At 56.6% G+C, this 25,060-nt stretch carries 21 protein-coding genes and 1 tRNA gene; 15 read left to right on the forward strand and 7 right to left on the reverse strand.

The genetic code is table 11. From position 1 onward, the window contains the following. The first annotated feature begins 8 nt into the window (after positions 1–8). Entirely contained in the window at positions 9–935 is a 927-nt protein-coding gene (locus H5T64_02150) for a F0F1 ATP synthase subunit gamma (protein ID MBC7263142.1), read from the forward strand. Positions 936–1,020: 85 nt separating this feature from the next. Here H5T64_02150 and trxB read toward each other — a convergent pair whose 3' ends face one another. Then, a complete protein-coding gene (gene trxB, locus H5T64_02155) occupies positions 1,021–1,959 on the reverse strand; it encodes a thioredoxin-disulfide reductase (GenBank protein MBC7263143.1) in 939 nt (312 codons plus the stop codon). A gap of 137 nt (positions 1,960–2,096) precedes the next feature. On the opposite strand from trxB, the gene H5T64_02160 reads away from it, so the two are divergent. Beyond that, positions 2,097–2,825, forward strand: a complete 729-nt coding sequence (locus tag H5T64_02160) for a methyltransferase domain-containing protein (protein ID MBC7263144.1) — start codon at positions 2,097–2,099, stop codon at positions 2,823–2,825. Between the two features lie 10 nt (positions 2,826–2,835). On the opposite strand, the gene H5T64_02165 is transcribed toward H5T64_02160, so the two are convergent. The 6 genes from H5T64_02165 to H5T64_02190 form a co-directional block, all read right to left on the reverse strand. Further along, a complete protein-coding gene (locus H5T64_02165; protein MBC7263145.1) occupies positions 2,836–4,473 on the reverse strand; it encodes a glycosyltransferase family 39 protein in 1,638 nt (545 codons plus the stop codon). A gap of 1 nt (position 4,474) precedes the next feature. Continuing rightward, the gene (locus H5T64_02170) at positions 4,475–6,112 is read right to left on the reverse strand and encodes a glycosyltransferase family 39 protein (protein MBC7263146.1); all 1,638 of its coding nucleotides are present in this window, start codon (positions 6,110–6,112) and stop codon (positions 4,475–4,477) included. Beyond that, a complete protein-coding gene (locus H5T64_02175; protein ID MBC7263147.1) occupies positions 6,113–7,741 on the reverse strand; it encodes a glycosyltransferase family 39 protein in 1,629 nt (542 codons plus the stop codon). A 5-nt stretch (positions 7,742–7,746) separates the two neighbouring features. After that, a complete protein-coding gene (locus H5T64_02180) occupies positions 7,747–8,118 on the reverse strand; it encodes a DUF2304 domain-containing protein (GenBank protein MBC7263148.1) in 372 nt (123 codons plus the stop codon). Between the two features lie 94 nt (positions 8,119–8,212). Further along, the gene (locus H5T64_02185) at positions 8,213–8,992 is read right to left on the reverse strand and encodes a hypothetical protein (protein MBC7263149.1); all 780 of its coding nucleotides are present in this window, start codon (positions 8,990–8,992) and stop codon (positions 8,213–8,215) included. Between the two features lie 42 nt (positions 8,993–9,034). Beyond that, positions 9,035–9,108, reverse strand: a tRNA-Val gene (locus H5T64_02190). 347 nt (positions 9,109–9,455) lie between these two features. On the opposite strand from H5T64_02190, the gene H5T64_02195 reads away from it, so the two are divergent. From H5T64_02195 to H5T64_02255, 13 genes are read left to right on the forward strand one after another with little or no spacing between them, the layout of a single operon-like run. After that, positions 9,456–10,301 (forward strand): fumarate hydratase, encoded by an 846-nt coding sequence (locus tag H5T64_02195; GenBank protein ID MBC7263150.1) that lies wholly within the window; start codon positions 9,456–9,458, stop codon positions 10,299–10,301. A gap of 9 nt (positions 10,302–10,310) precedes the next feature. Further along, positions 10,311–10,877, forward strand: a complete 567-nt coding sequence (locus H5T64_02200) for a hypothetical protein (protein MBC7263151.1) — start codon at positions 10,311–10,313, stop codon at positions 10,875–10,877. Between the two features lie 10 nt (positions 10,878–10,887). Continuing rightward, positions 10,888–11,433, forward strand: a complete 546-nt coding sequence (locus H5T64_02205) for a Fe-S-containing hydro-lyase (GenBank protein MBC7263152.1) — start codon at positions 10,888–10,890, stop codon at positions 11,431–11,433. Continuing rightward, complete coding sequence (locus tag H5T64_02210; protein MBC7263153.1) at positions 11,433–11,843, forward strand: 4Fe-4S dicluster domain-containing protein; 411 nt, start codon at positions 11,433–11,435, stop codon at positions 11,841–11,843. Before H5T64_02205 ends, H5T64_02210 begins: the two co-directional genes overlap by 1 nt. Before the next feature lie 23 nt (positions 11,844–11,866). After that, a complete protein-coding gene (locus tag H5T64_02215) occupies positions 11,867–12,754 on the forward strand; it encodes a CoB--CoM heterodisulfide reductase iron-sulfur subunit B family protein (protein ID MBC7263154.1) in 888 nt (295 codons plus the stop codon). Further along, positions 12,751–14,088: a CoB--CoM heterodisulfide reductase iron-sulfur subunit A family protein gene (locus tag H5T64_02220; protein ID MBC7263155.1), complete on the forward strand. Its 1,338-nt coding sequence runs from the start codon at positions 12,751–12,753 to the stop codon at positions 14,086–14,088. Before H5T64_02215 ends, H5T64_02220 begins: the two co-directional genes overlap by 4 nt. Before the next feature lie 29 nt (positions 14,089–14,117). After that, positions 14,118–15,824 carry a CoB--CoM heterodisulfide reductase iron-sulfur subunit A family protein gene (locus H5T64_02225; protein MBC7263156.1) on the forward strand — a complete coding sequence of 569 codons (1,707 nt, stop codon included), beginning with the start codon at positions 14,118–14,120 and terminating at the stop codon, positions 15,822–15,824. Between the two features lie 26 nt (positions 15,825–15,850). Next, positions 15,851–20,392, forward strand: coding sequence for an FAD-dependent oxidoreductase (locus tag H5T64_02230; GenBank protein ID MBC7263157.1), 4,542 nt, complete (start codon positions 15,851–15,853; stop codon positions 20,390–20,392). Between the two features lie 52 nt (positions 20,393–20,444). Then, entirely contained in the window at positions 20,445–21,083 is a 639-nt protein-coding gene (locus H5T64_02235; protein MBC7263158.1) for a CBS domain-containing protein, read from the forward strand. 47 nt (positions 21,084–21,130) lie between these two features. Continuing rightward, entirely contained in the window at positions 21,131–21,553 is a 423-nt protein-coding gene (locus tag H5T64_02240) for a hydrogenase iron-sulfur subunit (GenBank protein MBC7263159.1), read from the forward strand. A gap of 3 nt (positions 21,554–21,556) precedes the next feature. Then, complete coding sequence (locus tag H5T64_02245; GenBank protein MBC7263160.1) at positions 21,557–22,687, forward strand: 4Fe-4S dicluster domain-containing protein; 1,131 nt, start codon at positions 21,557–21,559, stop codon at positions 22,685–22,687. 18 nt (positions 22,688–22,705) lie between these two features. Beyond that, positions 22,706–23,398: a 4Fe-4S dicluster domain-containing protein gene (locus H5T64_02250; protein ID MBC7263161.1), complete on the forward strand. Its 693-nt coding sequence runs from the start codon at positions 22,706–22,708 to the stop codon at positions 23,396–23,398. Between the two features lie 50 nt (positions 23,399–23,448). Then, positions 23,449–25,056, forward strand: a complete 1,608-nt coding sequence (locus H5T64_02255; protein ID MBC7263162.1) for an FAD-binding protein — start codon at positions 23,449–23,451, stop codon at positions 25,054–25,056. Positions 25,057–25,060 lie beyond the last annotated feature (4 nt).

Raw genomic sequence — 25,060 nt, forward strand, 5'->3', positions numbered from 1 at the left:
TCTGATCCATGGAAGATATCGAGCAGGTTGAAGCCCGGCTGCGCAATATCCGTAGCATCACGCCTATCTTGAGCGCCCTCCGCACCATTGCCCTTGGTGGCTGGCGGGTGGCACTTGCCAGACTGAATGCGGTGCGAGCCTATCAGGAACAACTGACCGATATATTGTACCTGATATTGCCCCGCTTGTCCGGGACTCGCTTGCACGGTCAGCCAACTAAGGCAACTGTCGCACGTCGAGGCCTGTTGGTCATTGGCAGTGAACGGGGACTGTGTGGTTTATTCACGACTTCCGTTGTCGCTGTCGCGGAGGCGGAGTTGGCTCGGTGGCGAGCCATGGGAATTGAGGGCGAACTCATGGTCTTAGGAGAGAGGGCCAGGCGCGAATTCCGTCGCCGCAACTTATTTCCTGTCTGGGAAGCCAGGTTGCCTGTGACAGGCGTGCCCTCCATCTGCCTGGCTGCTGAATTGGTGGCCAAGACGTTACCGCGTTTCAATAGAGGGGAACTGGAGGCAGTTGCGGTTGCCTACAATCACTATCTCGGTCCAGCGCGTTACGAATCGCGGGTACTGGAACTTCTGCCTCTGGTCTGGCCCCACCGTGCTGTAAGGAGACCGCCCTGGCCCCCGCCTATTATAGACACAGACCCCTACAGTCTGTATCAACAGATCACAGAGCAATTAGTGTTGATCGCCTTTTTCCGCGTGCTTCTGGAATCAGCCGCCGCGGAACAATCGGCTCGCTTTCAATTGATGGAAGGTGCCAGCCAGAATAGTCATCGCTTGATTGATGAACTCACGCTGGCCTATCATATGGCTCGGCAGCAGAGAATTACCATGGAGATGCTCGACTTGGCTGTGGGAGCAGGGCTGGTGGGCCAAAGCCAGACTCAGTGGTCAGAGATGTCTTCCACCGATATGCCCGCTGATTTGTAAGATTGCCTTGCACTCCTCATCGTGCAGGAATTAGGCCAAATGGTCTGGGCAGCAGGGCCTGGACACAGTCCATTAGTAGCAGTCATCACTGGCGCGGAGGATAGGCTCGGTCTTCCAATTCCGCCAGGAACTTGTCGGCTTCCATCGCCGCAATAGCGCCCGTACCAACCGCGGTGGCGATCTGTTTCAACACTAATTCCTGCACATCTCCAGCGGCGAAGACCCCCGGGACACTGGTGTGGCAGCGCCGGTCAGTGACAATATAGCCGTTGGCGTCCAGTTCCAGTTGCCCGACGAACAGTCTTGTATTGGGGTCGCTGCCGATGTAAATGAAGACCCCATCCACCGGCAGTGTGGATTCCTCGCCGCTCTCCATGTTGTTCAGAAGCACCGCATTGACGGTCTCCGCGCCGAGGATGGCACGGACCACACTATTCCAGATGAAACTGATATTCTCTCGGCGCCTGGCTCGATCCTGGGCTATTTGTTGGGCGCGCAGGCGGTTGCGACGATGAATAACATAGACCTTGTCTGCCAAACGGCTCAAATACAACGCCTCCTCCACTGCAGCGTCGCCACCTCCGACGACGGCTACCGTCTTACCCTTGTAGAAGAAACCATCACAGGTGGCGCAGTATGAGACCCCTCGGCCTGTGTACTCTTTTTCGCCTGGCACCCCCAACTTGCGCGGGGCAACACCGGTGGCGATAATCAGCGCTTCGGTCTCATAATTGCTGCCGTGAGTGGTAAGTTTGAAGGGGCGGCTGGATAAGTCTGCGGCAGTTACTTCATCGATTACTACGCGGGTTCCCAGACGCTCGGCTTGCTGTTTCATGCGCTCCATCAATTCGAAACCGGAGATGGCCTCCGGAAACCCGGGATAATTCTCTACTTCTGCTGTGAGTCCGGCCTGCCCACCCAGAACGTTGCCGGATATAATCAGCGGGCTGAGTCCCGCCCGGCAGGCATAGATAGCAGCGGTGTAGCCCGCTGGCCCTGAACCCATGATAATGACCTTTTCCATCGAGAGACTGCCCTCCTCCACGCGGTTAAGTTTCCGGTATCTATTCTAACTGCGCAAAACCTGCCTGGCAAACCACCTTGTTTGAGTGGCAGCATCTTTTTGGCACTTCCCACTCCTTCGGTTAACATTATTTCGCTATGGATGAAGATGCCAAGGCTATCCAACTCGGTCATCCCAGTTACGTCTGGCGCTTTGGACAAGACCGACGCCTGGCTTTGATCGCTCGCTATGCCCGGCTCGATGGAGCGCGTATCTTAGATGTAGGTTGTGGTCTGGGAACCTATGTGCGCAAACTGCGCCGCTTCAGCGAGGAAGTCTATGGTGTGGATGTGGACGCCGATCGCGTCGCCGAAGCCAGCCAGACATTGCCCAACATCGCCTGCGCCCCAGCCGAGAAACTCCCGTTTGACGATGGCTTCTTTGACACGGTCTTGCTCCACGAGGTGTTAGAACACGTGAACGATGACCGTCAGGCCATGAGTGAAGCCTGTCGAGTGCTCCGGGTTGGTGGACGTGCCGTGATTTTCGTGCCCAACCGCCTTTACCCTTTCGAGACGCACGGTGCGTATTGGGGTGGGCGTTACCATTTCGGCAACATACCTCTCATCGGCTATCTTCCCAATGCACTACGCCGACGCCTGGTCCCTCACGTCCGGGCATACACCGCGCGCGAACTGCATCGTCTGTTAGACGGCTTGCCCTGCCGCATCGTAGTGCACACCCAGATATTCCCCGGCTACGACAACATCGCCCACCGTTACCCGCGTCTGGCGCAGGTTCTGCGCAGTCTCACTTATGCTCTGGAAAAGACCCCGCTGCGGGCGCTTGGACTCTCTCACCTCTTGGTGGTGGAAAAGACCGGCTGACCCCCGTTCCTCATGGGGCAGCCACAAGGCGGTATACAATGACCGCCCATTTTCCCCCTGAGAATTTCCGCACGAATTCCAGTTCCGGTGGTGGATTCGTTGTGTCCGCGAGGAAACTCAATTGTGGACGTATCACTGTTACCTCACGCTCGTCCACTACCCAATATTGGACGCGGTTTTTGCGGGCATAGTGGATGAGGCGCTCGTAGGGTTCATTGGCCGATGGAATCCAGGGCCTTTCAGCATAAAATGGCACCTGGGTATCACGGGTCATGAGCAGCGTCTCCGGTGGAGTGTTCGCCTTAAGCCATAGTCCTGCCTCTCGTGGCGCAGGGTTCATGTCAGCCAGACCATTGGCCACAACAAACGGTTGCAAAGCGAGGAAGAGCGCGCAGAGTGCGAAGGCTGGCAGGCGTGTTCCCAAGGCGAGCCAGGCTGGGTGGGGCTCGTGCCCCATGAGGTTGGAAACCGTCTCGCGCCACCAATGACCCAATTCCGTGATCCCTTCCGCCACCCAGAGGAGAAGCACTGGGAAAAGGGGGGCGAAGTATCGTAACTCGATGTGGAAGGGCAGGAAGGATGCCAAAGGCAGGCAAAAAGCCAGAAGCATCGCCATACTCCAGACCCGTCTCTGATCCCACTTTCGAGCGAACCACGCCAGAGCGACTAACCCTAGCAGATAAAAAGGAAACGCCTGGTGAGAGAAGAGCGATTGCTCTAATGCGTTGAAGTTATGCCAGGTGCGATATAGGAATAGGCGAGGGTCTTGGCGGATGTAGTCGAGCAAACTGTACTTGAAACGATCTGGAGAGAACCAGATGATATGCTCGCCGGCCTCGTCAAGCCGCGCCAACTCGCGGTCGTAAAGCACGGGGTCGCCTATTACTACCCCTAACCCTGCTGCGTAGGTCACGCCTAATTTGCCACTGAGCAGAACGCGCCCGGTGTATCGGTATAGGTACGCTATGTATGGAGAGATCACCATAATGAAAGCCAATGCAGCCAACGCCAGATTGGTTATTGTCCTGCGGTCTCGCATTGTTCTGGTAGCCAAGCGGTAAAGTGTTACAATAGCCCACAAGAACGCCATGTGAAGCAGCGCCTCGGGTTTGGTAAGGTAGGCCAAGCCCAGCAATACACCCGCCCCTAGATGCCACCTGGCCAGGTTGGTATCCAAAGCGCGAAACCAGGCGTAGAGAGCGGTAAGGAGGAGCACGACGTACATGGGCTCAATCATCGTCCCCCAGAAGAGCACCCCTGCAGACAAAGGGGGAAAGACGCCCACTAGCGCTGCTGTGATGAGGGCAGCTGTCGTTCCGCTTGTCCGTCGGGCGACCAAATACGTGCACAGGGGCAACAGGGTGCCGAAGATCAGATAGCAGAGGTCGCTTGCCCGTTTGGCGTCACCGAGCACCAGGCCCAACGTTCCAGTGACAATGGGGAAGAGGGGTGCGTAATGCAATTCGGGCACTTGGCCTACGGTGAGCCCCCGGCCAGAAAATAGGTTGATGCCCATCAGGAGGTAATCCGGTTCGTCCCAACGCACGATGCGATCCACGCGCAGCAAGAGCAGCCGCAGGACGAAGGAAACCAAAATAATGGCATATATCGTGAATTTTGTGGCGCGCTGCTTTCCTACGTTCTCCATATTACTCTTGCTCACTCAGCCGGGCACGCAACGTGGCCCCACTCGTACTAGCCACAAGTTGGGAGTGAGCCAGGATATACGCTTGCGTGTCGCTACTCAATTGCCGTGCCGTTCGGGCATCGAGTACAACGTAATCCGATGACTGGAACAAGGCCAATATCGCATCCTGAGCCGGTTGCCGGTGGAAAACGTCTATGGCATTGGCCTCGTTGTCTTCGTTCGTTCTGCCCGAGAGCGCAAACAGCGGTGTGTTCGCCATCCCCAAGTTAATATATAACATTTCGCCATAACTGTCCACGAAGAAACCACCATCGCGCAACCCCGCCAACGGTCGTGACGACAGGAAAGTGTAGTTGGGCTCGAATACGAGCACGCTGGCTCCTTCTGGCACCTGGTCGCGCAACACGGCAGCCATCTCCAAGTGCACAGGTTTGATCTGACACAGAGCATCTCGAGTGGCCTTGGCTTGTCGGACTAGGTTACCCGCGCCGAGTACACACACCAGGGCGATCAGGCCAACTTGGAAATAAGGTAGTGGCATCTTCGCTATCTTCAGATTTGCGAACCGGTCGCTCAGCAGCCCTCCAGCCCACACCGCGAGCGGAAAAGCCAACTGGGAGAAATAAGTCGCCCAGTACGTTCTGGAAACGAGATTGAGCAACAAAGCCGTTACGCCCCAGCCGATGATCACAAGCCACTGTTCACGCTGCCCGTCCTGCCGTAGCGTCAAAATGGCGAAGACCAAACCCAATAATCCCAGGCGTACAGTGAGCCAACTCCAGGTGTAATTCCATATCTCTATCAACCGGGCGATGATACCAACCGTGCCATCAGGAGGGCGCAACAGGTGAAAAAGGTACATTTGTTTGAGGTATTGTTCCGGGCACGTGATCAGGAAATAGCCTGCCAATAGCAGGTAGGTAACTGCAACAGTCGCAGCGAAGATGAGCAAGGCGCGAAATCTTCGTTGCAGTAGTACATGCAACACAATCAATACTGGAACTATTAGCGCTGTTCCCTTCGACAAGAGCGCTAAGGTAGAGCACACGCCCGCCGCTGCCAGCGGTAGGCGTTTTTCGCTTTCTATGGCTCCCAGATAGGCGAAGAGGGCCAAGAGGGTGAACAGATTACTGGGTGCCTCGAGCATGGCACGGCGGTCCTGAGCGACCACGATGCCATCCACCGCCACCAGAAATGCAGCCAGTAGCCCCGCCCACCGCCCGCCGACTTTGCGCCCGATGAGATACGTTACCAGCACTGAAACGGTGCCCATCGCCACGCACAGATAACGGACCGCCATGAACCCGCTCGGGCTGCCCCACGGTGTGTAAGTCAGGCGCAAGATCGCAGCGAAAAGGTGGAGTGCAACAGGAGGGATAACCGCGAAGAAATCCCGGTAAGGCAGGTAGCCTTGGAGCATCAACTGGGCGCTGGTAAGATATGCCCCCTCGTCAGCGTCTTGGGCATAACGAAGTCCTTGTTCCGGAGGCACAAGCCGATACAGGCGCAGGCTTAGCGCCAGAAGGAGCACGATGATCAATGTTGCGATTTCTGTAGCGGCTGCCCTTTGCCGAAGGTTCATCATCCCCCTTGAGATACTGGCCAATGCCGTGAAACGGGCATCACCACGCGTGGGCACTCACAACATTACCTCATACACCACCATGCGCTCGCCTTGGAGCGTTTCAGAGTAGATCAGCCGTAGCCAGGCAGGCACTGCCTCGCCGGAAATGAGCCCCTCAAATTGCGGTCGCAATCTCACTTCTCGTTCATCCAAAACCCAATAGCGGACGTTTTTAGCCTGCAAGTAATCGGTGATCTCCCCGACCTCTGCGTTGGGCGTGGCAGCCCACTTCGTGTCTGCATGGAACGCAATGGCCGGATACCGTGACATAATCACCGTATCCGGCGTGACCTTATCTCGCAGCCACAGACCTATCTCCTTGTGCGCCGGACGCCAAGAACCGGTGCTGGTCTTGTTTAGCATGTTCGGCTGCATAGCCAGACAGTAAACCAAGACAAACAGCAATGGGATCAGGTTCAGGAAAGATCGGATTACCTTAGGCATCGCACCAGGAAGGCGCAATTGAGTCGCGGTGTCGGATAGCCATCTCCCTAATTCCCACAAGCCCGCTCCCAACCATACCAACAAGCCTGGCAGTACTGCCGCGATGTAGCGCTCCTGGACGAAGAACAGCACGAATCCCAACACTGGAGCAATGCTTGCCACCATGAACAACTGGCGCTGTAAGTAGAGCCTGTCCCATGGCTTCTGGAACAGTGCCAGGCCGACTGGTATCAGGAAGAAATAAGGGAAGAGCCGCCAGGTGAATAGCAGTTCGATAAATGCCCAACTGTTGCGCAGGATCAGTTTCACAAAAGCGGTTCGAGTGATGGTTGCTCCGCCCACCTCCACCAGGTAACTCTCAGGCGAGAAGAAGTAGACCTCTTTTCCTGTGCTATCCAACCGCCAGGTGGACTTATCAAAAGCAGCGGTATTGCCGTACGCCAAGCCGATGCCAGTCTCAAACGTTACCCCTGCCTTCTCGGTGATCATCCAATGACCGGTGTGGTATGCCGTGTAGGCGGCATAAGGTAGCACGAAGAGGGCCGCGCTGGCCGCAAACAGCACCAACCCTGCTAACACAGGGCGGTGGAAGAGTCGCCGTGAGAACAATTTCATGGCCGACAAGAACAAGAACAAAACCACGATGTATCCGATAGCCTCTGGGCGCACGAGATAGGCCGCTCCGAAGAGCGCGCCTGCCAGGGCATAGGCCCAGCGGCGCTCGTCCTCCAGGGCCACCAAACAAGCGTAGAGGCCACTGTACACGAGGGTGTAGTATGGTGCTTCCGTCAATGTGCCCCAGCGCAGGATCGCGCCCGTCAAGGCAGGATAGAGAGCAGCGAGCAGTCCTGCGAAGGTAGCAGGGGGACCGTAGATACGCCGAGTGATCAGATAAATCGGCAGGGGGAGCAAGGAACCGAAGACCAGGTAGCAAAGATCCGAACTCAGTTCCATATTGTGTGTGAGCGGGTAAATAATACCTGTGAGAAAGGGATAGCCAGGGGTATGATGCACATCAGGGTGACCCGTGAAACTATAACCCTGGCCAGTGATCCAATTCCTTCCTAACCAGAGGTAGAAAGGCTCGTCACCCCACACTACACGGTCAACTTGGAGTAGTGCCAGCCGCGCCAAAAACGCGATGAGGATGAGCAAAGCGATGGTGAAACGCTCTTGTCGGGACAAGGATGGCTGCGTCATATTCACTATTTCTCTGCCTCGTTCAGGTTGTTTTCTAATTCCCTCACCCGCCGTTCCAGCAAAGCGATCTCTTGGGTTAGCACCTTGATACGGTCGCCAAAATCGGAGATGGTGGTAGAGAACTGGAACAGGATCAGCACAAAAAGAAGGAAGGCGATCGTGAAGAACAGAGCGGGTGGGTAATCAATGCCCAAGGCATAGGCGATGCGATCGAGTGAGTTTATTACAATGGGCGAAATGGCAAACAATGCCGCAATTGCCAGCCAGAGGAGAGCATACTGTTCACGCAGTTTCTTGGTGCGAACCAGGTTAATCACCGTGACGAGAACAGCCAGTCCCAGGAGGCTGAGGAAAACCTGAGCACGTGGTTGCATCATCGTCCCCCTTTCAATAGAATTGCCATCGTGGCGATTTCTAAGCAAGGAGATGATACCATAGCGGGGCTATCCGGTCAATCGTGCGGCCGAGGTTCTATTGCGAACGGGCGACATGCAGGGGTCTTACCATCCACCACAGCGTCACCTCAATGGCGAAGTGGAGAGCCAAGCACAACCACAGATTATGGGTGAGGGCATAGGCAGTTGCGGTTAAGAAACCCAGGCTTCCCAAAAGCAAATACTCCTCCCGACATCCCACCGCCCGCAAGAGCGTTCGCAATCCTGGGTCCACCAAAGCGACCAGCAGTACAAAGACGAAGCCGGCATACGCGCCGTAGTAGTCGCCAAAAGCGAAGACGAAAGGACTGCGACAGAACGCCCAGGACACTTCCAGATAGATGCTCTCTCTTAGCAGAAAAGCCCATCCCCACGGCTGGTCAAGGACGGCCAGGCGGGTGAATCTCCGCCTTCCATTCTCGGACAGTCTGCGGAGCAACCGTGCCATGAGCGCCAAAAGCATGTATCCCAAGATGCCAACGACAACAGCCCAACCGATCCCTGCGATCCAATCTGATCGGGCCAGACCCATATCCCGCAAATTGACAAACCCCAGATAAAGGGCCACATAAGGCAGCCCTACGTAGTAGACCAGGCGTAGGATTTCGGCAATATGGTATTGAGCGAGAGTGGTCATGATCTGTTGCCAGCGATATCGGACTGGCTCTTGCGCCCGCTGAGATGCCCACCAGATCATGAGGTTTGCGGCGATGGCAAGGAAAGCGTAACCTAGCACGCAAGCGATGAGGCGACCGAGGTAGTTTAGTGCAAAACCCGACAATGGCGCGCCCTCCATAGCCCTGATTAGAAAAGCCACGGCCAAGCCTCCCCCTAGGCCTTGCCATGGCTCAAACATAAATGGGCGAGATAGGGCTCGAACCTACGACCTCACGGATGTGAACCGTGCGCTCTGACCGACTGAGCTACTCGCCCACAGGTAATTCAATTATACCTGCTTTGTACGAATTTGACAAATTGCGCTTTTCGACCCAAACTAAAAGACCTTGGGTACTGGCAAACCGTTCCGCTGGACAACTCGACGCAAAGGTTGTAAAATATGTGATTGGGAGATAGGCTCGATGAAGAGCCATGACCACATTTTGTTGAACACAGACAAAGGCTCCTGGTCACCGCGCGGCAGTGGACACTTGGTCACCGCGCAGTGCCAGTACAAGTGGATAGAGTACAGGCCATCGGCTTCGGGGACATCGCGGGCTGGTCGTAAGGGCGTTTGGTAGGCGGCCTTGTGATGTCCTCATTTTTGTAAAGGAGGTGGGACAGTGCGCGAAATAAAGGCCGATGAAATCTCTGCAACGGTGGCTAAACTCTGCATCGACGCCAATTACTACCTAGGCGAAGACGTCTTGGATGCACTGAGAGCGGCCAGAGCACAAGAAATATCGCCGGTAGGACAGGCTGTGCTCGATCAGATCCTGCAAAACGCGGATGTGGCACGAGAGGAGCAGATGCCCCTCTGCCAAGATACCGGGATGACGGTGGTCTTCCTTGAGCTGGGACAGGATGCGCACATTGTCGGTGGTAGTTTGGTGGATGCGATTAACGAAGGTGTGCGTCGCGGTTATACGGAGGGCTACCTTCGCAAGTCGGTGGTAGAGCATCCCTTCTCTTCCCGCATTAATACGAAGGATAATACCCCGGCCGTGATCCACACTGACGTCGTTCCCGGTGACCGCCTTAAAATCACTGTCGTGCCCAAGGGCGGCGGCAGCGAAAACATGAGTTACCTCAATATGATGGCTCCGGCGGCGGGACGGAAGGGCATTGTGGACTTCGTCGTGGACTGCGTGGATAAGTCCGGCGCCAATCCCTGTCCACCTATTATCGTGGGTGTGGGCATCGGGGGGACAGCCGACAAGGCGATGCTCATCGCTAAGAAAGCGCTCCTGCGCCGGGTCGGTGCACCCAACCCCGATCCAGAGGTCGCGTCGTTGGAGGCCGAAATACTGGAGAAGGCCAACAAACTGGGTATAGGGCCCCAAGGCTTTGGGGGCCGGGTGACCGTATTGGCGGTGCATGCCGAAACTTACCCTTGCCACATCGCCTCAATGCCAGTGGCCGTCAACATCCAGTGCCATTCAGCGCGGCATAAAGAAGCCGTGCTGTAAAGACCTAATATGTGCAGACTGTTATCTGCTGTCTGCCTAGCGGGTTTTGTCGTCACTGTGACTGGATGTGCGATTCTGTCTACCCGCTTGACGCCTACGCCCTCCGAGCCCTCTGCCATTACTGGCTTAGTGATGTTGGAGAAAGACGGCAATTACATCATTGGAGTGAATTGGACATCGCGTTCGCGGGTAACATATCGGGTGACAGGCGGTGACACGACTCTCCTCAGGAATTATGTGGGCGAGACTGTGACGGTGCACGGGGTAGTGTTCGAGAAAAGCGCTTTCTTGAAAGAGTTAGTCATCCAGCGAATAGATACTGAAGTTGCCCAGCCCGGCAGCCTTTCTCAGCGAAGCGGCATTGTCCAACGATTGGGTATGTCTATATATATGCAGGGCTCCCACAAACTCCTCGATGAGAAGGGCGGCCTCATCTGCCTGTTGAGCAGCAAGACGGCGAAGGTTGACCTCGACGGTTACGTAGGCAGACAAGTCAAGGTGACCGGAACCCTGGCCAAGACCGTCGAAGGTAATGCGTGGATTATGGACGTCCTTTTGGTAGAACCTGTAAACTAGGAGGTCAGACATGAAAATAACGACACCTCTCACGGACGAAACAATTGCGAAACTTCGCGCTGGAGATGAAGTGCACATTACGGGGACGATCTATGTGGGCCGCGATGCAGCCCACAAGCGACTGGTCGAGGCGCTAGAGAAAGGCGAGCCGCTGCCCTTTGACCCCAAGGGCCAGATCATTTATTATATGGGGCCGTCTCCGGCCAAACCAGGCAAACCCATTGGTTCCGCTGGGCCTACCACCAGTTACCGGATGGATCCTTACACGCCCCGTCTGCTCCAGGCAGGCTTGAAGGGCATGATTGGCAAGGGGAATCGCTCGCCGGAAGTCCGCGAGGCCATCCGAAAATATGAGGCAGTGTACATGGCCGCCACTGGTGGAGCAGCGGCACTCATCGCCAAATCTATCAAAGAGGCGGAGGTCATCGCCTACGATGACTTGGGTGCGGAGGCGCTACGGCGGCTGCAGGTAGAGGACTTTCCTGCCATCGTCGTGAACGATATGTACGGTGGCGACGCCTATGAAGATGGCAAAGCCAAATACCAGGTGACATAATGGCGCGCATTCAACTTTCCACTGGCAGGCTGAATTCCGACTTCGTCCGTCGGGTTGCAGAATTGAGCGGCCAGGACCTCTTGGCCTGTTACCAATGCGGCAAGTGTTCCGCCGGCTGCCCGGCTGCAGGCTCCATGAACGTTCTGCCCAGCCAGATCATTCGCCTCGTGCAATTGGGGCTCGAGGATGAGGTCCTGCAATCGGAGACCATTTGGTATTGTGCCTCGTGTTTGACATGTGTCGCTCGCTGTCCGAAAGGTGTGGACTTGGCCAGAGTAATGGAGGCCATCCGTAAGATCGCTTTAGAGCGCTACGGCGATCACATACTTGTGACCAAAATCTCGCCTGACGAACTGGCTGAGTGGCCACAACAGGCATTTATCGGCGGCTTCCGCAAATACACACGTTGATTTGTCAACCAACGGAGTCACCTATGAAGATCGCCTACTTTCCTGGTTGTACGCTGCACGAGAAGGCAGCGGGTTTTGATATCTCGGCGCGAGAAGCCATGGCCGCGCTGGGTGTCGAATTGGTGGAAATGTCCGGCTGGGGTTGCTGCGGGGCCACCTACCCTCTTTCAAGCGAGAACCTGTTGGAGTTCACGGCCAACGCTCGCAACCTCGCCAACGCCCGCAAACAGGGTGAGGAACTCGCCGTCGCCTGCGCTACCTGCTACAACGTTCTGAAACGCACCAATTATTTCCTTGCACACGACACAGAGGCGCGAGATAAAATCAACCTCTTCATCGAGGAGGAATACGCCGGCGACTTGGCTGTGATCCATTTATTGGAGATCATCCGCGATCGCATCGGATTCGACGCCGTGCGCGAACGGGTGATGCGGCCACTGACTGGGCTCAAGGTAGCCGCTTATTACGGGTGTTTGTTACTCCGTCCATTCGCCGAAATCGGCTTGGATGATCCGGAAAAGCCCCGCGTCCTGGAAGACCTAATGGCTGCGCTGGGCGCAGAAGCGGTGTTTTTCCCGCATCGCAGCGAATGCTGCGGTTCTTACATAGCAGTCAAATCAGCGGAGGCAGCGTTGATGCCCTCCTACACCATCCTCTCGGCAGCAGAGCGTGCCGGGGCAGATCTCATAGTCACCAGTTGCCCGCTTTGTCAGTTTAACCTCGACCGTCGCCAGTCCGAGATGCAGCGGAGATATTCCGGCTTCAGGCCACTGCCAGTGCTGTATTTTACCCAATTGCTCGGTATCGCCCTGGGGCTGGATGCAGGCAAGTATGGACTGGACAAACTCTATGTGGACCCGCAGCCGATCTTACGCGAGAGGGGTTTTCTCCTGCAGGAGGTTCCCGCGTGAATAGCACTCGGGCGCTCGTCATCGGCGCTGGTATCGCTGGCATCCAGGCGGCACTGGACATCGCCAATTCCGGCTACGAGGTCGTGCTGGTCGAACGACTCCCCTCCATTGGCGGGCGCATGGCCCAATTCTCCGAGACTTTTCCCACCTTGGATTGTGCGCAGTGCATTCTGACCCCGCGCACGGTCGAAGTTGGCCGCCACGAAAACATCCATCTGTTGACCTACGCAGAGGTCGAGTCGGTGAGGGGAGATATAGGCGATTTCTCGGTGCGAATCCGCCGTCATCCGGCCTATGTGGACTGGAGCAAGTGCACTGGCTGTGGCCTATGCCAGGAGAAATGCCCCAAGCGCGTGCCGTCGGAATTCGAGGGGCAGATGGGCACACGCAAGGCTATCTACACCTTGTCGCCTCAGGCGGTCCCCAATAAACCAGTCATTGATCGTGACAATTGCATCTACTTTGAACGCGGCAAGTGCCAGGCTTGTGTGAAGTTCTGCCCCGTCGGCGCGATTGACTGGGATCAAAGAGAGCAAGTGATAGAGGAGCGCGTTGGCGCGATTATCGTGGCCACCGGCTACGATCTCTACCCGCTGGCTGATCTGAAAGAATACGGCTGCGGCGAGGTCCCTGATGTGATCAGCGGCCTCCAGTTCGAGCGTTTGCTCTCCGCCTCTGGTCCCACGGCGGGCGAAGTCAGGCGGCCCTCCGACGGCAAGGTGCCCCGGGAAGTCGTCTTTGTGCAGTGCGCTGGCTCCCGGGACCCCGAAACCGGTGTGCCATACTGCTCCAAATTCTGTTGTATGTACACCGCGAAACATGCCATGCTCTACAAACATAAGGTGCACGATGGACAGGCTTATGTGTTTTACATTGACATTCGCGCGGCGGGTAAAGGCTACGAGGAATTCATCCGCAGGGCAATGGAAGAGGATCGCGTGCTCTACCTGCGTGGCAAAGTGAGCAAGATATTCCGTGACGGCGACAGAGTGATGGTATGGGGTGTGGACACGCTCAGTGGGCAGAGTGTAGAGATTGCTGCCGACTTGGTCGTATTGGCAACGGCCACCGTGCCATCGTCAGGCACGGCGGAACTGGCGAAGTTGCTTCATCTCGAGGCCGATGATTGCGGCTTTTTAATCGAAGCCGACGCCAATTTACGTCCATTAGAGACTTCGCGCCCTGGCGTTTTCTTGGCGGGAGCGGTGCAGGGACCAAAAGACATTCCCGAGGCCGTGGCCCAGGCCAGCGGTGCGGCGGCTAAGGTGCTGACATTATTTGGGCAATGGTGCGCCCAAGAGTCCATTCCTGAGGCCGCCCTCGCCTCCACGTGACGAGGGCTTGTGAACTCATAGAGGGTAACATGAAACGCATCGGTGTTTTCATCTGCCATTGTGGGACCAACATTGCTGGCACGGTGGATGTGCAGCAAGTGGCCGAGGCTCTCCGGGACTATCCCGGAGTTGTATACGCCATAGATTACAAGTATATGTGTTCGGATCCGGGTCAGAACCTGATCCGAGAGGCCATCACCCAGCATTCGCTCGACAGCGTCGTGGTGGCGGCCTGCTCCCCCACCATGCATGAGACCACCTTCCGTCGTGCCGTAGCCAACGCGGGACTAAACCCTTACCAATGCGAGATTGCTAATATCCGTGAACAATGCAGTTGGGTGCACCAGGGTGACCAGAAGAGTGCTACGACAAAGGCTATTGAGATCATCCGGACTATGGTGGAGAAGGTGCGTCGCAACGAGGATCTGGAACCTCTGGCGATGCCGCTGGTCAAGCGGGCACTTGTCGTAGGTGGGGGGATTGCTGGCTTGCAGGCTGCCTTGGATATCGCCGATGGTGGGTATGAGGTCATCCTAGTGGAACGGGAGCCCACTTTAGGTGGGCATATGGCTCATCTGTCCGGTACTTATCTGAACTTCGATTCCTCATCCGAACTGCTGGCCGACCGGTTGGATCGTGTCCGTTCTCACCGCCGCATCCGTACCCTGGTCGAGTCCGAGGTCGTGGAAGTGAACGGCTACGTGGGCAACTTTGAGGCGCGGATACGCACACGAAGGGGCGAGATAAAGGAGGAGGTGGGCGCAATTGTAGTGGCTACGGGCTACAGCCTCTTGCCAATGAGCCGCTTGCCAGAGTATGGTGGGGGGGCGGTGCCCGATGTGATAGATGGACTCCAGTTGGAGGCCATGCTTGCATCCGAAGGACCTACGGGTGGCAGGGTGGTGCGCCCATCCGACGGCAAAGTGCCCCAGCAGGTCGTTTGGGTCCAGTGTGCTGGTTCCCGCGATCCCGAACACAACATGCCCTACTGTTCGAAAATCTGCTGTATGTACGTGGCCAAGCAGGCGATGATGTACAAAAAGCAGGTGCCCGAGGGCCAGGCCTATGTGTTTTACATTGACATCCGCTCAGCAGGTAAGGGATATGAGGAATTCGTGCAATGTGCCCAGGAGGAATACGGCGTACTGTATCTACGGGGCAAGGTAGCCAAAATCTTCCGCGACGGCGAGAAAGTAGCAGTATGGGGCACCGACACCCTGAGTGGACATAACATTGAGATCGAAGCCGACCTGGTAGTGCTGGCCACAGCAGTGGTGCCCCGCGAGGATGCATTTGAATTGGGCCAGCGGTTGCGCATCAGCACGGACGCTTATGGCTTCTTCAGCGAGGCGCATCCCAAGTTGCGACCTGTGGAGAGCCTAACTGCGGGCATTTACTTGGCTGGCGCAGCCCAAGCCCCGCGGGATATCCCGGAAACCGTGGCCCAGGCCAGCGGTGCGGCAGCGAAAGTGCTCTCCCTCTTCTCCCATAAGGAAATCGTGGCCGAGCCAACGGTCGCTTACGTGGCGGCTGACATGTGCGCAGGCTGTGGCATTTGTGTCAGCGCTTGCCCTTATGAAGCACGAACTATCAACCCGGTTACGAATGTGGCCGTGGTGAACGCCGCGCTTTGCCAGGGTTGTGGAGCCTGTGTGATGGCTTGCCCGAACAAAGCGTGCTCAGTGCACAACTTTGCACCGGAACAGATGTTGGCCATGGTAGAGGCAGTACTATAGTACTATTGAGGATAGCAGATATCTCTATGAGCAACTCAGATCACTGCCCCAATCAGACGAGCAAATCCAATCCCATCGGTGCCGTCTTAGTTGTTGGTGGCGGCATTGCCGGCTTGCAAGCCTCCCGTGACCTAACTGAGGCAGGCTTCAAAGTGTACTTGGTGGAGGAAAAGCCAGCGCTTGGTGGCCTTGTGGCTCAATTCGATAAAACCTTTCCCACTAACACGAATGATTGTATCCTGTGCATCACGACGCCTAAATTGACGGAGGTGGGGCGATACCACAACTGTTGGAACATCTACCATCGCAGTAAGCAATGCGCGATGACGCCCGAATTGCTGGAGACGGGCCGGCACATTGAAGTCATCACCGGTGCTTCGGTGGAGAGCATTTCAGGTGAGCCGGGCCACTTCAAAGTCCAGGTGCGTCAATTGCCACGCTTCGTGGACCCAACGAAATGCGCATTTTGCGGGGATTGCAGCGCTGCCTGCCCAGTGGAAGTTCCGGATGAATTCAATGCGGGTCTGTCGAAGCATAAAGCCATCTACACGCTCTACCCTCAGGCCACGCCCGGTGCCTACACCATCCAAAAACGCGGCACCGCCCCCTGTCGCAACGCGTGCCCTATCCACCAGCGAGCCCAGGGATACATTGCCCTGATCCGAGAGAAACGCTACGAAGACGCCTATCGTGCCATCAAGGAGGACAATCCCTTCCCCAGCGTCTGCGGCCGCATCTGCAACCACCGCTGCGAAGATGAGTGCACGCGCGGCCGCGTGGACGAACCGGTTTCCATTATGGCTCTCAAACGCTTTGTTGCCGACCAGATCTACGCGCGCGAACGGGCACCTGTGGAACCTGCCAAACGCACACGGCCAGAGCGTATTGCCGTCGTTGGTTCGGGACCAGCGGGACTGACGGCGGCCCAGGACCTGGTGCGGATGGGCTATGGTGTCACTGTTTTCGAAGCACTGCCTGTTGCTGGGGGCATGATGCGCGTGGGCGTGCCAGAGTACCGTTTGCCTCGCCAGATCGTTGAACGTGAAATACAAGATATCTTGGACCTGGGCGTTGAACTGAGACTCAACACCCGCGTGGAGGATGTGGAGTCGCTGTTCGCCGAAGGCTACAAAGCCGTTTTCCTGGCCATCGGGGCACACCAGGGACGCAAACTCCCCATCCCTGGTGCGGACCTACCCGATGTTTGGCTTAACACCGACTTCCTGCGCCGAGTGGCACTGGGCGAAAAGATGGACCTCTCAGGCAGGCGTGTGCTCGTCTTAGGTGGCGGCAACGTTGCCATCGACGTGGCGCGGACGGCGGTGCGCTTCGGTGCAGCAGAAGTCAGCATGGCCTGCCTGGAAAGTTGCGAGATGCAACCCGCCCACCGCTGGGAGATCGAGGAGGCGCAGGCCGAAGGTGTGGTCATGTATAATGATCGCACTTTCAAAGAAATCCTCTCAGAGAACGGTCGCGTCACCGGGGTCCGGGTCTGGAACGTGCACTTCCGGGGTTTCACGCCGCAGGGCATTGATATGGATGAATTCCCGGAAACCGAACACATCCTGCCCTGTGATCTGGTTATCTTTGCCATTGGCCAGGCTCCAGACACTGGTTTTCTCTCCGCCGACGGCGACATCAAAATCGGGCGTGGGCGCACTATCCAGGTGGATGCGAACACATTGATGACCACCAGGCCCGGTGTATTTGCGGGTGGCGATGCTGTAACTGGAACCGCCTTTGTCGTTGAGGCCATTGCCGCCGGACATAAGGCCGCTCGTTCTATAGACCGCTATATCCGCGGCGAAGAGTTGGGGGCGAAGGAGCCCGTTCTTCAGCCCGTGGTCGAAATCACCGAGCAGGAACTGGCAGAGAAACTGGAAACTGGCCAGATTGTGAAACGTCCCAGGGTGGAAAAGCCGCAATTGCCTGTCTCTGAACGGGTGAGGGGCTTTGCTGAGGTCGATTTGGTGCTCACCGAGGAACAGGCCCTGGCCGAGGCCGAACGCTGTCTCTCCTGTGGCATCTGTTCAGAATGCCTGGAGTGCGTGTATGCCTGCAAGACGGGCGCGCCGATCCACGAGATGCAGGAGACTATCCGCGAATTCGAAGTGGGCGCAGTGGTACTCACTCCTGGCGCGGAACTCACCGACGCCTGGCTGACAGAAGAGTACGGCTTTGGACGCTGGCCTAATGTGCTGACTAGTATAGAGTTTGAGCGTCTGCTTTCACCAACAGGGCCGTACGGCGGCCGCATACAACGCCCCTCGGATGGCAAGGAACCGCACAAGATAGCCTGGCTACAGTGCGTCGGCTCACGAGAGCCCCCTCCTGGACGCGAGTACTGCTCTTCAGTATGCTGTATGTCGGCCATCAAAGAAGCAATCTTGGCCAAAGAGTATCTCCCTGCTCTTGAGCCTTCCATTTTCTTCCGGGATATCCGCACTTTCGGCAAAGATTTCGAGCGCTACTATGAGAATGCACGGAGGGATTATGGCATTCGTCCCATCCGTTGTTCTGCTTTCTCGCTCGAGGAAATGCCCGGGAACCACAATCTCCTGGTGCGTTACACAGACGAAATGGGGCAGACGCACGAGGAAGAGTTCGATCTGGCGGTACTTTCAGTCGGCTTTCAGTCGGACGAGAACAGGCGGTTGCTGGCAGAGCGGCTCGGTGTGAAACTCAATCAGTGGGGCTTTTGTGAGACTGGCGAATTCAGTCCCACCACTACTTCGCGCCCTGGGATTTTCGTCGCCGGGACTTTCAAAGAGCCCAAAGACATCCCAGAGGCCATCGTCGAGGCTTCCAGTGCTGCGGCCGACGCCTCGCGCCTGCTGGCTGCTGCCCGGGGCACGCTAGTCGAGGCAAATGCTTATCCTCCTGAGCGCGATGTAACGGAGGAAGAGCCACGAGTGGGCGTGTTCATTTGCCACTGCGGCATCAATATCGGTGGGGTAGTCAATGTGACGGAGGTGGTGGAATACGCGGCCAAACTACCCGGTGTGGCCTATGCCGATCAAGACCTGTACGTCTGTTCCCAGGACAGTCGAAACAAGATTCGAGACAAGATCAAGGAGCACCATCTGAACCGCTTGGTCGTGGCCTCCTGCACGCCCCGCACCCATGAACCATTGTTCCGAGACACAATTCGCAGCGCGGGTCTCAACCCGTCTCTATTCGAGATGGCCAACATCCGTGAGCAAAGTTCCTGGGCTCATGAAGACACCCCGGGTACAGCCACAGAGAAGGCCAAGGAACTCGTGGCCATGGCCGTGGCCAAGGTCCGTGCTCTGCGGCCAGTACGGCGAACCAAGTTCGAACCAGTGCGTAGCGCCTTGGTCATAGGCGGGGGCATCGCTGGCATGACCGCGGCTCTTTCCATCGCTGAACAAGGATACCCAGTTCACCTGGTAGAACGCGAACCGGAGTTGGGTGGTCACTTGCGCCATGTCTACCACTCCTTAAATGGTGAAGACCCCCAGGCTCTCTTGCATCAAACCATAGCCAAGGTGTCCTCACACCCTCGCATTTCCGTGTACACGAGCGCGCGTGTAGAAAGCATTGGCGGTTACGCAGGCAGGTATGAGACCATCATTTCTGGGAATGGCGGACGCAGGGTGATAGAGCACGGTGCGATTGTAGTGGCAACCGGCGCGCAGGCGGCAGCCACCTCCGAATACCTGTACGGCCAGGATGAGCACGTGCTCACCCAAAGTGAACTTGAGGAACGGCTGGCAGCGGGCAACATCGAATTGCTACCAGACAGCGATGTGGTGATGATACAATGCGTTGGCTCGCGGGATGAACGGCATCCCTATTGCAGTCGCATCTGCTGTGAGCAAGCAGTGAAGAACGCAATCAAGATCAAGCAACATAGTCCCAAAACCAGTGTGTATATCCTGTACCGCGATATCAGCACCTATGGCTTCAAAGAGATATATTATCACCAGGCACAAGAGATGGGCGTCGTTTTCATGCGCTACGAGCCGGAGGCCAAACCGCGCGTGTTTGTAGAGAATGGGCGGCTGTGTCTCGAGGCAAAGAGGCCCGGCTCGGACGATAAGTGGATGCTGTATCCGCAGTACTTGATCTTGAGCACGGGCATTGTGCCCCATGACAACGAGGAACTGGCACGGCTGCTGAAAGTCCCGCTCAATCAGGATGGGTTTTTCCTGGAGGCCCATCCCAAATTGCGTCCATTGGATTTCGCTACCGATGGCATCTATCTGTGTGGCTTGGCCCACTCTCCACAGAGCATTAGCGAATCCATTGCTCAGGCCAATGGCGCCGCCCTGCGCGCGGTGAGATTGCTCTCGAAGGAGGCCATCGAGGCAGCGGTCTTCACGGCAACCGTGAACGAGCGATTGTGCGCTGGCTGCGGGCTCTGTGTGGCCCTTTGCCCATCCGGTGCACGCCGGTTGGACGAAGAGCGTCATGTGGCCGAAGTCATTGATGCCTTGTGTCAGGGCTGTGGAGCGTGCAGCACTGCTTGTCCGAATGGCGCAAGTCAACAATACGGCTTTGAAAAACGCGGTGAATTGGCTAAGATTGAGATGGCGCTTGGCTGAAGCGTTCGAGAAATTGGAAGCATCAAGCAATTGAAAAAAGGAGGGAAACACCATGTTAGTGGGTGAAAGAATGACTCATAACCCAATCACAATTCGTCCCGAAACCTCGATAGACGAGGCGCTACGCATCATCCGTGAGAACAAAGTGCGGCGGCTGCCAGTGCTAGACCGTAACAAGCGCCTGGTGGGCATCGTCTCCGAGAAGGACTTGCTCTACGCCTCTCCATCGCCCGTGACTACTTTGAGCGTGTTCGAGTTGCACTATTTGTTGTCCAAACTCACAGTTGCCGACATCATGAAGCGCGACGTCATCACCACCTGCGAGACCTGCCCCTTGGAAGAAGCAGCACGCCTCATGGTGGACAACAAGATCGGCTGTCTCCCCGTGATGCGTGATGGCAAACTCGTCGGCATCATCACCGAAACCGACATTTTCAAGATCCTAATCGAATTGCTCGGGGCCAGAGAGCAGGGCGTGCGGCTCACGCTTCTCGCTCCGGATCAAAGAGGGCAGTTGGCCGAACTCACTGCTGCCATCGCCAAGGCGGGAGGCAACATCGTCAGCCTCGGGACCTTCTTGGGCCAGGACCCCACCAACCGCCTCATCACGGTGAAAGTTCAAGACGTGCCACCGGAGAAACTCACGGCGGTGGTAGAGGAATTGGGCGGAAAAGTGGTGGATGTTCGCTAATTAATCCGGGGACAGCGTGGTCCCCTATCTGACAAGGGAGCGCTCGCGTGAACGAATTTGAACCGAGAATCATCGCCTTCCTGTGCAACTGGTGCACGTACGCTGGCGCTGATCTGGCAGGCACTTCGCGCATCCAATATCCACCTAACATCCGCATCATCCGCCTGATGTGTAGTGGTGCGTTGGATACTGCCTACGTGTTAAAGGCCTTGCTGGAAGGCGCCGACGGTGTGCTCATCGGGGGTTGTCATCCCGGCGACTGCCACTATCAGAGCGGCAACTACAAAGCCCGCCGGCGTGTGGCCATTCTAAAGAACATTTTAGACCAGTTGGGGTTTGATGAAGACCGTGTTTGGTTGCGCTGGATCAGTGCCAGTGAGGGACAAAAATTCGCTGATACCGTGAGGGAGATGGTGGCCGCTATCCAAGAGAAAGGTCCTAATCCTCTCCGAACGCTCTGGGGGATCTAAACTATGAAAGCCATCATGGAGATCCGCGGAAATGACACCTTGGGCGCTTTGAGGACCTTCTTGCGCACGATGCTGGAGAAAGGTGTAGTGGATGCGCTACTTGTCCCCCAAGTTGTCCCCAGTGGTGACAACGTCGTTCAGACTCTCGTGCGCGATCCAGAGCATATGGAAACTACGGACCCCATCTCACCGGTCATCCCGGTGCAATCGGCAACCCTGGTCGCCAACCTCACGGGGAATATGCCCATCGGCGAGAATATCCCTCGCTTGCGATTGGGCGCCGTGCTCAAGTCTTGTGAGATCCGCGCCTTAATTGAGTTAACTAAACTCAAGCAAGCCAACCTGGACGACGTGGTCATCATCGGCATAGACTGTCTGGGCACGTACGAGGTGCGCGATTACGCGGCGCTCACTGGCGAGGGTGTATCTTTGACGGCCGAAGCCCTCGCTGCAGCACGACAGGGGCTCGTCGTGCCACACGGAGGCTACCAGTTCCGCGCCGCCTGTCAGATGTGCGAGTTCCCCACACCAGCGAATGCAGATATCGCCATCGGGCTTATTGGGGTGCAGAATGGCATCTTGCTGGACGTGAAGGACGAATTGGCAGAGAAATTGGGTCTTTCGCCGGACGCAGAGCCAGCAGGCCGCGCCGCTGCTGTGGAGAAGTTGGTAGCGGATCGGATCGCGCGGCGCGACGCCGTTATCTCCGAATTTCGGCAGCGGGTGGTGGATATGCCGAGCCTCCTGGCAGAGTTCTCGCGCTGCATCCGCTGCTACAATTGCATGGTGGCCTGCCCCATCTGTTATTGCAAACAATGCCTCTTCCAAGGTCCAACTTTCGACCATGACTCAGATGTGTACTATCGGCGAGCCGGACGGCAGGGGATTATACGCATGCCCACCGACACGCTGCTCTTCCATCTCACGCGTATGAATCATATGGTTACGTCCTGCGTGGGATGCGGACTGTGCACGAGTGCTTGCCCCAGCCAGTTGCCTGTAGGGACCATCTTCCGCGCCGTGGGTCAGAAGGTGCAGGCTCTCTTCGATTATCAGCCGGGTCGTAGACTGGACGAAGAATTGCCGCTCGCCACTTTCCGCGAAGATGAATTGACCGACCTTGGTGAGGGCTGATCATATCGGAGGTGTGGAATGCCGGAGAAGAAAAACGCTGAATTGATCCCCATCTACATCATGGGCAAACAGTATATGGTGCCGCCTTCCCTCACCATTATGACTGCTATGGAGTACGCTGGATACAAACTGGTGCGTGGAGTGGGGTGTCGGGAGGGCTTCTGTGGCGCCTGCGCCACCGTTTACCGCCTGCCAGGCGACTATCGCCTATACATCGGCTTGGCCTGCCAGACCATGGTGCAGCCCGGTATGTATCTGGCACAGATTCCCTCTTTCCCTATCCAGCGGGCGGTTTACAACATTGAGGAAATCACACCGACCTTGGCTACCATCGTGCGGCTTTATCCAGAAGTGCTGCGCTGCCTGAGTTGTGGCACGTGCAGCAAGGTCTGCCCGCAGAACTTGGATGTGCGCGATTTCATGGCCGATATCATGCGCGGTGACATCGCCTCTGCCGCCAATAAATCCTTCGATTGCATTATGTGTGGCTTGTGCGCAATGCGTTGTCCAACCGAGCAAGGGCAGTACAATGTGGCCATTCTTTGCCGTCGCCTCTACGGCAAATACTTGGCTCCAAAAGCCCTTCACCTCGCCGAACGGGTGGCGGAAGTGAAGGCCGGGAAATATGATGTCGAACTCGCCCAGATGAAAAAGAAGACCAAGGATGAGTTGAAAGAGTTGTATAACAAAAGGGATATTGAGCCGGAATAAACTGCCTGTGCTTGCTCAGAACCCAGTGTGAAAAACAAGGAGAGTATTCCATGACTTATACACCCGAGATGCGCGAGTCCATCAAAAAAGTGGAGGCCACTCGCCCCACCCGGATGCATGAGACCTTCCCTCGTATACCGCCGGAAGAGCGGCAAACGCTTCTCCAGCGGTTTCATCCCGACTACATCAAAGAGGCCATGCGCGAGATACGGGTGGGCCCCAATAAAGGAGACCGCACACCGTTGGAACTGGCCGATTTATTGGAAGCACGCCCCGTCCTGCGCTCCGATAGCGTTGACCTCACCCAAGTGGATTACGAGACCGATGTCCTGGTGATCGGTGGCGGCGGTGCGGGGTCATCGGCTGCGCTTATTGCTCAAGAGAATGGAGCCCGGGTCATCTTGGCTACGAAATTGCGCCATGGTGATGCCAACACAATGATGGCCCAGGGTGGTATCCAGGCTGCAGATCGGCCTGAGGACTCGCCCGTTCGCCATTATCTGGATGTGATGGGCGGGGGAGGCTTCACCAATGATCCTGACCTGGTCGAGGCGCTCGTGCATGACGCGCCTATGGTCATCCAGTGGCTGGAGAGCCTAGGCTGTATGTTTGACAAAGAGCCCGATGGCACCCTGAAGCAGATCCACGGTGGGGGCACCTCGCGCAAACGCATGCACTACGCCCGCGATTACTCGGGGGCGGAGATCATGCGCACTCTTCGGGATGAGGTGCGCAACCGCCCTGACATCAAAGTCATCGAATTCTCGCCTGCCGTCGAGCTGATTATGGACACCAAAGGGCAGGTCGCTGGCGCTGTCTTGATGAATCTGGAGACCGGTGAGCACCTCGTAGTAAAGGCGAAAACGACCATCCTGGCCACGGGTGGTAGTGGACGATTGCATTACCAGGGCTTCCCTACTACCAACCATTATGGAGCCACCGCCGATGGCCTTATCCTGGCGTACCGGGTGGGAGCAAAATTGTCTTTCATCGATACGATGCAATACCATCCCACCGGCGCAGCCTACCCAGAACAGATCCTGGGCTTCCTCGTGACGGAGAAGGTGCGCGGCCTCGGCGCCCAGGTTACTAATGTGGATGGGGAACAATTCGTGTATCCCCTGGAAACCCGCGATGTGGAAGCGGCAGCCTTCATCCGCGAGTGCAAAGAGCGGGGTAAGGGCGTGACTACACCCACTGGCCGCCAAGGGGTCTGGCTGGATTCGCCTATGATTGACTTGATCCACGGCCCAGGCACCATCCAGCGAGAGTTGCCGGCCATGGTGCGACAGTTCCAGCGTTTCGGCATTGACATAACAAAAGAGCCGATGTTGGTCTACCCCACGCTGCACTACCAGAACGGTGGCATTGCCATCAAACCTGACGGTTCTACAGCCATCCCGAACCTATTTGTGGCAGGCGAGGCCGCCGGGGGCATCCATGGGCGCAACCGATTGATGGGTAACTCGTTGCTCGATATCACCGTCTTCGGTCGGCGTGCAGGGCGGGCAGCCGCAGAGCGGGCAACAAAGGTGAAGTTAGGTCGGCTGACCCTGTCACATCTGGATGATTGGGAGAAACAATTGAAAGAAGCAGGGCTGGACCCGCAGATCACAGCCCCGCTATTGTTGCCGGATTACACCAGACACGTGAGATAAGCCC

The organism is Chloroflexota bacterium, assembly GCA_014360825.1.
Classification (GTDB): domain Bacteria; phylum Chloroflexota; class Anaerolineae; order UBA2200; family JACIWT01; genus JACIWT01.